The sequence below is a fragment of the Laceyella sacchari genome (assembly GCF_004343255.1).
Lineage (GTDB): Bacteria > Bacillota > Bacilli > Thermoactinomycetales > Thermoactinomycetaceae > Laceyella > Laceyella sacchari.
Genome location: NZ_SMDD01000001.1, coordinates 947,284 through 959,383, shown reverse-complemented (window position 1 = coordinate 959,383; position 12,100 = coordinate 947,284). Strand labels below are relative to the sequence as shown.

General features: G+C 39.5%; 11 protein-coding genes and 3 CRISPR repeat arrays. Of the genes, 1 reads left to right on the top strand and 10 read right to left on the bottom strand.

Going from position 1 to position 12,100, the window contains the following annotated elements:
* Window positions 1-119: 119 nt before the first annotated feature.
* From EDC32_RS04635 to EDC32_RS04620, 4 genes are all read right to left on the bottom strand, one after another.
* Window positions 120-641 carry a CNOT11 family protein gene (locus tag EDC32_RS04635; RefSeq protein ID WP_132220173.1) on the bottom strand — a complete coding sequence of 174 codons (522 nt, stop codon included), beginning with the start codon at window positions 639-641 and terminating at the stop codon, window positions 120-122.
* 304 nt (window positions 642-945) lie between these two features.
* Window positions 946-1,299, bottom strand: coding sequence for a hypothetical protein (locus EDC32_RS04630; protein WP_132220172.1), 354 nt, complete (start codon window positions 1,297-1,299; stop codon window positions 946-948).
* 51 nt (window positions 1,300-1,350) lie between these two features.
* Entirely contained in the window at window positions 1,351-1,581 is a 231-nt protein-coding gene (locus tag EDC32_RS04625) for a hypothetical protein (RefSeq protein WP_158283233.1), read from the bottom strand.
* 811 nt (window positions 1,582-2,392) lie between these two features.
* Window positions 2,393-2,833, bottom strand: a complete 441-nt coding sequence (locus tag EDC32_RS04620; RefSeq protein ID WP_281275209.1) for an endonuclease domain-containing protein — start codon at window positions 2,831-2,833, stop codon at window positions 2,393-2,395.
* Between the two features lie 619 nt (window positions 2,834-3,452).
* Between EDC32_RS04620 and EDC32_RS04615 the strand changes: the two genes are divergently transcribed.
* The gene (locus tag EDC32_RS04615; protein ID WP_132220169.1) at window positions 3,453-4,637 is read left to right on the top strand and encodes a C39 family peptidase; all 1,185 of its coding nucleotides are present in this window, start codon (window positions 3,453-3,455) and stop codon (window positions 4,635-4,637) included.
* Between the two features lie 756 nt (window positions 4,638-5,393).
* Window positions 5,394-6,022: direct repeats of the CRISPR family, unit length 30 nt; unit sequence ATTTCAATACCAATATGGTTACAACTAAAC.
* A 219-nt stretch (window positions 6,023-6,241) separates the two neighbouring features.
* Here EDC32_RS04615 and EDC32_RS04610 read toward each other — a convergent pair.
* From EDC32_RS04610 to EDC32_RS04585, 6 genes are all read right to left on the bottom strand, one after another.
* Entirely contained in the window at window positions 6,242-6,763 is a 522-nt protein-coding gene (locus tag EDC32_RS04610; protein ID WP_132220168.1) for a hypothetical protein, read from the bottom strand.
* Between the two features lie 518 nt (window positions 6,764-7,281).
* A CRISPR array of direct repeats spans window positions 7,282-7,704; the repeat unit is 30 nt; unit sequence ATTTCAATACCATAATGGTTACAACTAAAC.
* A 521-nt stretch (window positions 7,705-8,225) separates the two neighbouring features.
* Window positions 8,226-8,579, bottom strand: a complete 354-nt coding sequence (locus EDC32_RS04605) for a hypothetical protein (RefSeq protein WP_132220167.1) — start codon at window positions 8,577-8,579, stop codon at window positions 8,226-8,228.
* A 51-nt stretch (window positions 8,580-8,630) separates the two neighbouring features.
* Window positions 8,631-8,966 (bottom strand): hypothetical protein, encoded by a 336-nt coding sequence (locus EDC32_RS04600; RefSeq protein WP_132220166.1) that lies wholly within the window; start codon window positions 8,964-8,966, stop codon window positions 8,631-8,633.
* 689 nt (window positions 8,967-9,655) lie between these two features.
* Window positions 9,656-10,177 carry a hypothetical protein gene (locus EDC32_RS04595; protein ID WP_132220165.1) on the bottom strand — a complete coding sequence of 174 codons (522 nt, stop codon included), beginning with the start codon at window positions 10,175-10,177 and terminating at the stop codon, window positions 9,656-9,658.
* 405 nt (window positions 10,178-10,582) lie between these two features.
* A CRISPR array of direct repeats spans window positions 10,583-10,949; the repeat unit is 31 nt.
* A 129-nt stretch (window positions 10,950-11,078) separates the two neighbouring features.
* Window positions 11,079-11,192: a hypothetical protein gene (locus EDC32_RS16835; RefSeq protein ID WP_425460165.1), complete on the bottom strand. Its 114-nt coding sequence runs from the start codon at window positions 11,190-11,192 to the stop codon at window positions 11,079-11,081.
* 224 nt (window positions 11,193-11,416) lie between these two features.
* Complete coding sequence (locus tag EDC32_RS04585) at window positions 11,417-11,752, bottom strand: hypothetical protein (RefSeq protein WP_132220164.1); 336 nt, start codon at window positions 11,750-11,752, stop codon at window positions 11,417-11,419.
* Window positions 11,753-12,100 lie beyond the last annotated feature (348 nt).

Here is a 12,100-nt window from a genome sequence, read left to right as displayed (position 1 = left end):
ACAGACTTTTTACTAAAGGATATGGTAGACCTCCGATACAATCTACCCCGCACTTCTTTTTTAGATTTCTTATTAGTTGACTTCAACTCAGTAGCCAAATCCTCCGAAGTCCCAATTATTTATACAGTAACCGCGATACGTTGAAGGATTGAAGCCTGTACTTTTTTTAGCTCTTCCATATTTCGATACGAAACATAAATGAATTCTCCTTCTACCATCAAGCGCAACTCTTCATCCAATTGGTATGTATCCCACAACCATATGGTATTCTCAATCAACTCCCGAACATCACATACACACCGAACACCAGAATAACCCAGCCCAATGCTGAACTCAGATAATGAACGATCCATACACTTCCTAACATAGAAATCAACCGCTTTTGGTGGATAGCCCAATAACAGACCAAGCATCTTATGGTATTCAGGGGAATTTAAATCAATTTGCCGTAGGTTGTCAACATACTCCTGTTTCTTCTCTTTTGATTGAAAAAAAAGAAAACGACCTGTGTGATCTTTAAGATGTGGATATTCTTTTAGTATTGGAAACAACTCCGCCAAGCCTTGATTGTAGGTCCGATATAAGGCTGGTTTTATCCCTTTAAGAAAAGCCTCATGATCTACCATCATTTTTTTGTCCATTGCTATTTCACCAATCTCCCTTGGCCAGCCGAAAACATCAACTTTCAATACCATTATGGTTACAACTAAACGTACACTAAAGGGTATTGTAGACCCCTTACCCGATCTATCTCTGCCCATTGAAGATATTGCCTTGACTATGTAGGTCTTTAATAAACTCTATAACTAACCCCCTTACTTGTCTTCAATTTGCTCTCTCTAATTAGTAATGTATCTGATCTTTAGATAGCGGTAGACGCATAAAATTCCCCCTATTGAACTGCTAAATGAAAGGCCAGCCGCATCACATCTGATTGGCCAGCTTCTATTGTTCGTTCGCTTTCTCTATCCGGTCTACTCGGCGTTTCAGCTCTAACACGGCTTTGTCTATGCGAAACGTGGTCGCCTCTAGCGAGTGGATCTTATCTTCGTGCAAATTGTGCCGCGCAACTTCTTCCACCTGATTTTCAAGAATGTCCTCCGTCGACATACGCACCACGTTCTCCACTCCATCAAAGCGTTTATCAACCTGGTCAAAACGCTCCGCCACTTCTGCTTTAAACTCTTCCAGCTCCGTTTCGATCCGGTCGAAGCGTTCGGCTACCTCTTGGCGAAACGATCGATTTTCTTCTTCCATGTCATTCAGCTTGGCAAGGATCTGCTTTAGGATTTCTTCCATCGTCCAGCCACCTTTCTCTCAGTATAGCAACAATTTCCAATAACATAAAGCTCATCTCCCTCGGAAAAATAGCATCCAGAACCTGCCGCCCACGACCAGCACGATCCCCAACACATCGATCCACCAAGGCAGGAGCTGACCATCAGTGAACGCATATAAAAATACGCCCCACACCAGCGGATATGTAAATGCCCTGGCGGTGTACATGAAACGGAAAATCAGCAATGTTGTTAGCAACGCGACTGAGCCGAAGCCGGTTGGAGACAACGAGTACATCTTCATAATGCCAAACCATAAGACGAACGGTTCCACATATGTAAGGATAGCCAGCCAAAATGCGTTCTCTCTTGCCTGTGATGGGTCTGAAAAGTTATATTGATTCTCACAGTCTCACCTCCGTGCCTATCATATCAATTTTTTCATACAGTTTCGAATACTATCGCCCCAGGAGTAAAAAGCCTATACCGCAATATCTCAGACTTTTCTGAAACCATTTTTTCCCAAATGCTTGCCCGACCAAGGATAAGACGGTCGGGATCAAAATGATGTACCAGAAAATGAGGAACTCCCCCAAGGCATAGGCAACCCCAACAACTTGTGATGTTTGAAACGTTACTGTTGCCTTGGGTCATACACCCATTCTAATACCACTATGGATTCAACTAAAACCCTTGTTTTTATCATGAGTATGGGCGAGCCAACATGCATTTCAATACCACTATGATTACAACTAAACTTATTAGGGACATTTTCTGGATTGTCACCATATCATTTCAATACCAATATGGTTACAACTAAACCATCATCATCTCCTTAAGGGGTGTTTTTTTGTGAAATTTCAATACCAATATGGTTACAACTAAACGCTTTTCTATGTTGTTCCCGTTCTTGTTTGCTCATATTTCAATACCAATATGGTTACAACTAAACTCTTTGAGTTGCTCGACGTCATGTAGACAGATGAACTATTTCAATACCAATATGGTTACAACTAAACCCCCCGTATGTGAACATCAGTCATTTCAAGCATTTTCATTATATCAAAAACCAAAATAATCTGTGAACCGTTAATGATGCAAAAACCCCGGGAGGTTCACAGACTTCTTACCACACTAAAGTATATTGTACTCGTCTGATATAGTCTACGAATAACTATATCTTTAAACAATCCATAAAGCCCACTAATGACCTCCCCCGCTTGTTGCCACAAACTTTTTCTTGGTCCACCCGTTACTTCATGAACCTTTCCCACGCACCAATTCAACCAGTTCTTAATTTGATCACTATTAAATCGTTTCACCTTAAGTTTGTAATGTTTCTTCAATACATATTCCTTTTTACGATCCCGCTCTTTTTGTGCTGGTGTGCTGTGATATGCCTTCCCATCCGCTTCAATCACCAGTTTGTATTTTGGAATATACAAATCCACTTCCAAGTCCCCAAAGAGGATATGGGTTTTTACACGGTATCCGGCACTCGTCAGAGCCAAATATAATCTCTTCTCAAGATAAAAGTCACGATCACTGGCCTTCACTAGTTGCCAATCTGGCCAACGCTTTTCCTTCAATACAATCCGAACAAATCGAATACACGCCTTAACGAAATTTCTTACCCGAATAACCCGTATCTTTAACAGCGGGATGCTTATCCCCCCTCTTTTCGTATCCTTCCCTTTTCATTTTATCTGGATTTATGAAAAATATCAGACAAAAAAGCCTTGTCTTAGAACAAGGCTACTTGGACAAGGCTTGGATATCTTTATCGATCGCGGTCAAATCGTGTTCTCGCTCAATCAGCTTTGTAAGTTCCCGACTGTGCTGTGAAAAAAGTTCATGATCTGCGTCCAAAATGGGGTCTTCTTTTTCATACGAGCAAAGGTCAAACATGAGTTGCAACTGGTCACGGGTCGGCTTGGATATGTATACGCGGTGGGATAGGCTCAATTTTACCAGAATGCAATAATTAACCCAAAAGCCAAATAAGCTACAACACCAAGTATTGTAAGAGAAACAGCGACAATAGCAATGCCGATAATTGTTTTTATAATAACCTGTTTCATACCATGCCCCTTTATATTTTATTTATATAAGTATAGATTATATCCATTTAATTTAATATAATAAAAAAGTTCATTAAAATAGGAGGTTATATCATTGAAACCAAAAAGAATTTTCTCCCTTTCTCTAGTTGTTGCTTTAATTTTTTCTGTTTTTGTACCTAATGCTAATGCAGAAAACGTTGAATTGATCAATGAAAATGATGCTCTTAAAGCCGCCAAAAAATATTCTCAAAAGATCGGAATATGGGAAGATGCAGAATTTGCAATAGATTCTCACCTCTATGATATTGATGATAGCTTACTTGGTTACCATATGCTAGTTAAAATTAATAATGAGATAGCAGGTTATCTTGTTGTTTCAGCAACCAAAGATCGAGGACCCGTTATGCAATATGGAACCAATATCAAATCGGTTAGAATAATAAATGAATTAAAGTCTAAACAAGAAAAAATATATTATTTGGGTGCCTCAGACTATGTTGGTGCAAAAAGCAGCACAAACTTAAAAGAGAAAATAGATACTGCTAAAAAAACTATGTTAACAGAATTAGAGAGCCAAAATTTAAAAAACAGCAAACAATACAATGTAATAAAAAATAAAGAATTACGTTCACTCCCTAAAGATCCTGACAGTAAAGACTTATGGAATTCATTGCTTTCAACTGATGTAGAACCAAAACAAGATGTAACAGTAGAAGCAGAGTATCAAAAATATTTGGATGTTGATCCAATTTCACAACGATTAAGTGGAATTAACTATCCAAATTCCTCTTGTGGTCCAACCACTGCCGCTATGATTGTAGATTATTATAAATCAAGAGGATATAATGTCAAAGCTGGTGTAGATTATCCCCAAGGGGATGTAGATCTTATCAACCATCTATATGGTGAAATGTATTCATCTTATTATGGAACAGTTGGTAATGATTTCGCAGCAGGTCTATTACAGCATTTAAGACATGTAAACAGCAATTGGTTGGTGGCCAGATCTCCTGGAGAAGGATATTACGGTACTTACCAATCTTACATTCAGGGTAATGCACCTGTAGCTATCATGTTCAACGAGAGATATAGTGATTGGTTTAATGATGATGCTAAATGGCACTGGTTAGCTGGTTATGGGTATAACAATACGAGTGGTTCATATTTTTACGTAAGAGACCCTGACGCTGAGTGTTCAAAACAAGGAAGTACAGCCTCAAGTTGGTGTTGGGATTCATATAAATGGGTTGATTATGATCAAGATATGGAGCTAGTTTATTCTGAATATAACTGGTAAATCAAAAGGCTCGTTCTATAAACGGGCCTTTTTAAATTAATAAAATTCATTTTGCTCTAATGCAATACAATTCTATAAACAAACAAATCATTGTATAAACACAAACAAAAACCTTGCTTTTATTTCAGCAAGGATTCATCCATTTCCTGTTTTAATTCACTATGTAACTTCTCTTTCTCCATTCATGGCTAATTGATCAAATTGGTCGCCAGTGGTCTACCAAAGTTTAGAAAGGATCTTCAAAAGACTTAATCCGTCACAGTGCTGGACACAACGACAGGCAGCGGTCATTCCGTGCTGCGGATGTGGAGAGGATGCTAGAGCGGTTGCAGCGGGATGCCTGTTTCCATGTAAACACATAGTGGCAATAAATGAAATCAACAGAGCATGAGCCGAGACGTAGAGGCACCGAGACCGCAAGCGAGAACTGTATAGCTTGAAAGCTGTATTTGCTTATCCGGAAAAAGGTAATGATGTGCCACGATAACGCCAAGTTGCTCCCATGTGATGTACACGAACAATCCCTCTTTCGTTGGAAGTTAAGATTGTTCGACGGTTATATAAGGCCCTTGCTTGTGAAAACTTTTGGCGTATAAAAACTTAAAATTGAAATAGGATACTCGAAACAATTTTCCGCCGCTCTACGGGCCTTCTAGCCCCCTGTAAAACGATTTAAAAGCCATCCTATGCGGACGGCTTTTTATTCTTTGACACGATATATAGGTCATCCAGCTTACACTCAAGTGCCACCTCCATCTTTCAATACCAGTATGGTTGCAACTAAACATAGATATGCTGATTGGACATCACAGACCTACAACCTTTCAATACCAATATGGTTACAACTAAACCCCCAAAGGTGGTAAATGGGCCAGCAGCTTCGTTTATTTCAATACCAATATGGTTACAACTAAACCTCGAGAAGACCCGTGCTCATGTTTTGAAAAAGTATATTTCAATACCAATATGGTTACAACTAAACCTTCTTCATAATACTTATAACCAATCCCCTGTCTCCTCATTTCAATACCAATATGGTTACAACTAAACCCGGGTACTGTTTCTGTTCAGTATGACGGCGATAAGATTTCAATACCAATATGGTTACAACTAAACCAAGCGCCCAGTTCATCTGGCGCTTCCGCTTGGTTAGCCATTTCAATACCAATATGGTTACAACTAAACCGAAACGGGCGTGGGTTTAAGGCTTAAAAAATTGTATATTTCAATACCAATATGGTTACAACTAAACTTCCGGGCTGCGCTTTCCACCGATTTGATTTTGCTAATTTCAATACCAATATGGTTACAACTAAACCGTGCCTGGTGGTAAGTATCCATATTCAGTGAAACGAATTTCAATACCAATATGGTTACAACTAAACCCGTATGTGAACATCAGTCATTTCAAGCATTTTCATTATATCAAAAACCAAAATAATCTGTGAACCGGTCATAATGCAAAAACCCCGGGAGGTTCACAGACTTTTTAGCTCACTAAAGGATATTGTAGACCTCTGATACAATTACCCCTTACTTCTCTTCTAAAAATCCTTTTAATTGACTTCAACTCGAGTAGACAAACTCTCCGAAGTCCTAATTATTTATACAGAAACAGCAATGCGTTGAAGGATCGAAGCTTGTACTTTTTTTAGCTCTTCCATTTTTCGATACGAAACATAAATGAATTCTCCTTCTACCATCAAACGCAGCTCTTCATCTAATTGGTATGTATCCCACAACCATATGGTATTCTCAATCAACTCCCGAACATCACATACACACCGAACACCAGAATAGCCCAGCCCAATGCTGACCTCAGATAATGAACGATCCGTACACTTCCTAACATAAAAATCAACCGCTTTTGGTGGATAACCCAGGAGCAGACCTAGCATCTTGTGATATTCAGGAGAATTTAAATCAATTTGCCGTAGGTTGTCAACATACTCCTGTTTCTTCTCCTTTGATTGAAAAAAAAGAAAACGACCCGTGTGATCTTTAAGATGCGGATATTCTTTTAGTATTGGAAACAACTCCGCCAAGCCTTGATTGTAGGCCCGATATAAAGCTGGTTTTATCCCTTTAAGAAAAGCCTCATGATCTACCATCATTTTTTTGTCCATTGCTCTTCCCACCTTTGAAAATTGGGACTACCTTTATAGGTAATCCCATTTTACCACCATTAATGTTTATAGGGGTTGCCGTTTTTATCAAACGTCTCGCCGCATTCCTTGCAACCATAGTTACCAGAATGTGTTTCTTCGATGTTTTCCTTTTCTCCACATGCAGGACATCTTGGCATATGATCCCCCCTACTATCAAAAAATGATTTAGTTACGCTTCCAATTATATATTAAATATTCTTAATATTCGATTCAAATCATCCACTCATCCTTACCAATTATTTGATTCTGGCAATCACCACCAAGTAAGTCAGCAACGCATGTAGTACCAACGAGCGCCGCAATGCAATACTTGTATCAATTGCACTTGTCATCGTCGTGTTGGGCAACACACAATCTTAATGCAAACCGTTGTTATGTTTTGTACGGTTTTCTCATTCATACAACCATTCTAATATCAACTATGGATTCAACTAAAACGGTGAAGGAGTGGACAAGACAGATAAGGGCGCTTACAACTTTCAATACCACTATGGTTACAACTAAACACTGGTATGCCAGGACGCCTTTCATGATCAAGAGTAATTTCAATACCAAGATGGTTACAACTAAACCCAAACGATAAGCCAATGATTGTTCCGGCGATGACCATTTCAATACCACGATGGTTACAACTAAACTTAAGATTGCCTTCCCAAACGCGCAGACACAAGTGGATTTCAATACCATAATGGTTACAACTAAACTTTAGAGCGAATATAGGGGTAAGTCCGAGGTAATTTCAATACCATAATGGTTACAACTAAACTATTTTAGCAACTCTACTGGCGGTTAACGAAAACCGGATTTCAATACCATAATGGTTACAACTAAACATTTACATTAGAAACAGCTTGGTTTGCATTTTGTGCATTTCAATACCATAATGGTTACAACTAAACCCGTATGTGAACATCAGTCATTTCAGGCATTTTCATTATAACAAAAGCCAAAATAATCTGTGAACCGTTAATGATGCAAAAAACCTAGGAGGTTCACAGACTTTTTAGTACACTAAAGGATATTGTAGACCTACGATAAGTTAGGTACACCCTTACCAGATCTGTCTCTGCTCATTGATGATATTGCCTTGACAATGTAAGTCTTTAACAACTCTATAACTAAACACCTTACTTTGTCTTCAATTTGCTCCCTAATTAGTAAATGTATCTGATCTTCAGATACACCCTCATTTAACTGGAACTTTTTTAAACCACATCAAACAATACTCCACTTCCAGCCCCATACTCCGCACCGGCCAGAATCCTTTTTCTACAGATATTCTCAATTGTTATCTCAAGACACATAAGCAAGATAGGTATGTAGAGTTTGAAACAGAGATATCCAGCGGTAGACGCATGAAATTACCCCTATTGAACTGCTAAATAAATGGCCAGCCATATCACATCCGATTGGCTGGCTTCTATTGTTCGTTCGCTTTCTCTATCCGGTCTACTCGGCGTTTCAGCTCTAACACGGCTTTGTCTATGCGAAACGTGGTCGCCTCTAGCGAGTGGATCTTATCTTCGTGCAAATTGTGCCGTGCAACTTCTTCCACCTGATTTTCCAGAATGTCCTCCGCCGACATGCGTACTACATTCTCCACGCCATCAAAACGTTTATCAACATGGTCAAAACGCTCCGCCACTTCTGCTTTAAACTCTTCCAGCTCCGTCTCAATCCGGTCGAAGCGTTCGGCTACCTCTTGGCGAAGCGATCGGTTTTCTTCTTCCATGTCATTCAGCTTGGCAAGGATCTGCTTTAGGATTTCTTCCATCGTCCGGCCTCCTTTCTCTCAGTATAGCAACAATTTCCAATAACATAAAGCTCATCTCCCTCGGAAAAATAGCATCCAGAACCTGCCGCCCACGACCAGCGCGATCCCCAACACATCGATCCACCAAGGCAGAAGTTGACCATCAGTGAATGCATATAAAAATACGCCCCACACCAGCGGATATGTAAATGTCCTGGCGGTGTACATGAAACGGAAAATCAGCAATGTAGTTAGCAACGCGACTGAGCCGAAGCCGGTTGGGGGCATCGAGTACATCTTCATGATTCCAAACCATAAGACGAACGGCTCCACATATGTCAAAATAGCCAACCAAAATGCGTTCTCTCTTGCCTGTGATGGGTCTTGAAAGGTTATATTGATTCTCATAGTCTCACCTCCGTGCCTATCATATCAGTTTTTCATACAGTTTTGAATACTCTCGCCTCAGAAGTAATAAAAGCCTAAACCGCAATGCATCAGACTTTTCTGAAATATTTTTTTGATCTCTCCCAAGGCATAGGAAACCCCCACGCCAATCCAAAAAAACCTTGTGGTGTTTGAAACAGTACTGTTCCCTAGGGTTATACACCCATTCTAATACCACTATGGTTCAACCTCGAGCTGAATATAAAATTTCAATACCACTATGGATTCAACTAAAACTCAAAACGATCTCGCTGCTACGTTTGCCCATTCAATATTTCAATACCACTATGGATTCAACTAAAACCGAATCGCGCCATGTTGAAAGAAGGTGTCCCACCATTCGATTTCAATACCACTATGGATTCAACTAAAACGTGTAGATAAGAGTTTGGCAATAGGTGGCTATTGGGAATTTCAATACCACTATGGATTCAACTAAAACCCGTATGTGAACATCAGTAATTTCAAGCACTTTCATTATATCAAAAACCAAAATTATCTGTGAACCGTTAATGACGCAAAAACCGCGGGAGGTTCACAGACTTTTTAGCACACTAAAGGATATGGTAGACCTCCAATACAATCTACTCCTCACTTCTTTAAAAAAATACTTTTAGTTGACTTCAACTCGAGTAGCCGATCCCTATTATTTATACAGAAACCGCTATACGTTGAAGGATCGAAGCTTGTACTTTTTTTAACTCTTCCATATTTCGATACGAAACATAAATAAATTCTCCTTCTACCATCAAGCGCAGCTCTTCATCCAATTGGTATGTATCCCATAACCATATGGTATTCTCAATCAACTCCCGAACATCACATACACACCGAACACCAGAATAGCCCAGCCCAATGCTGACCTCAGATAATGAACGATCCGTACACTTCCTAACATAGAAATCAACCGCTTTTGGTGGATAGACCAATAGCAGACCGAGCATCTTATGGTATTCAGGGGAATTTATATCAATTTGCCGTAGGTTGTCAACATACTTCTGTTTCTTCTCCTTTGATTGAAAAAAAAGAAAACGACCTGTGTGATCTTTAAGATGCGGATATTCTTTTAGTACTGGAAACAACTCCGCCAAACCTTGATTGTAGGCCCGATACAAGGCTGGTTTTATCCCTTTAAGAAAAGCCTCATGATCTACCATCATTTTATTGTCCATTACTCTTCCCACCTTTGAAAATAGGGACTACCCTTATAGGTAATCCCATTGTACCACCATTAATGTTTATAGGGGTTGCCGTTTTTATCGAACGTCTCGCCGCACTCCTTACAACCATAGTTACCGGAGTGTGTTTCTTCGATGTTTTCCTTTTCTCCACATGCAAGGCATTTTGGCATATGATCCCCCCTACTATCAAGAATGATGCGGTTATACACCTAATTATATTCAAAATATTCTTAATATTCAATTTAAATCATCCGCTCATCCTTACCTACTATTTGATTCTGGCAATCACCACCAAGTAAGTTAGAAACGCATGTAGTACCAACGAGCGCAGTGCAATACAAAATCCTAATGCAAACCATTGCTATGTTATGCATGCGATTTCCTCATTAATACAACCATTCAAATACCACTATGGTTACAACTAAACGCCGTGACTCAAACGGCTGATTCGTTCCAACTTGAACTTTCAATACCATTATGGTTACAACTAAACCACGGGTTTGATATATAGGAGTTTTCCGGCCAGTGATATTTCAATACCACCATGGTTACAACTAAACCTCTAATCCCTTGACAGCCTTTCACTCCTGGGGTGGCTATTTCAATACCACCATGGTTACAACTAAACCAATGTTTTGTCTTGTTCCTCACTGTTGGAGTAGTTATTTCAATACCACCATGGTTACAACTAAACCTGTCTTCAATGAGCTTAGCGGACTTTTTCCCCACTGCATTTCAATACCACCATGGTTACAACTAAACCCCGTTTGTGAACATCAGGCATTTCAAGCATTTTCATTATAACAAAAACCAAAATAATCTGTGAACCGTTAATGATGCGAAAACCCTGGGAGGTTCACAGACTTTTTAGCTCACTAAAGGATAGACCCAATTACGGCAAACTCTCACAAACTATTCCTCCTTCATCGCGATCTAAACCATGGGGATTATTAGGCACGAACTGATCAAAAAAGGCTTGCGATTCCTTTTGCGCTTTAAAATCGATACAATCACGATCAGGGATACTGGAGTTAGGTTCTCCTTTGGCTATCCCAGGACTCTAAGTTGGCTGATTGGATGAGCACCATTTTTCCTTGTGATATTCCTTGTTATCCTTTCGATACCACTATGGATTCAACTAAAGCTTCGTCGATTCCTTATCTTCACACTATCCCTAAAAAGGCACCGGTGCTACTGGACGGCACTTTTTCTACGAGCAAAAAAACCGACTCATTGGGCGGCGATTTTCTTTAACTCATCAAAAAGAGCTTCTTCTTTTTCAATCAGCGGACGCAATTTGTTATCACTTTTAAGCAGTTCAGTTACTTGGTCGATTTCTTGTCGGAGCGCAAAGCTTGCGAGCGGATCTTCCTGAGCGAAATATGCATAAACTGTCATAAGGTTAGACCACTGACTAACAAGCGTCTGGCGCATCATTTCCAACTCACCTTCAAAGGTGTTAATGTAGCGGTCGAATTGGGTTATCAGTTGCTCGCGGTGCTCATGAATGGCGTATTGAAGATACTGGAGTGCAGCGGATGGGATTTGTTTATAGATTTTAGTCATTATATTTTCTCCTTTGACGGTGATCATCTCATGATAACAATATTGTCAAGTGGGAAATAGTAAAAAATGATCACATGAGATGGTGTAATCGTGTAACAAAAATGAACGTTTATGATACACATTTGATACCACTATGGATTCAACTAAAACAGGTTTTGGTAGATGAGGTGCACCAAATCTTAGATCATTTCAATACCACAATGGTTACAACTAAACGTAGCTCAACCCGAAACGTTTAAACAGCTGATTAAATTTCAATACCACTATGGTTACAACTAAACGCATGCTCCTTAGAATTCCATTTTTCCACTCCTTTATTTCAATACCACTATGGTTACAACTAAACGC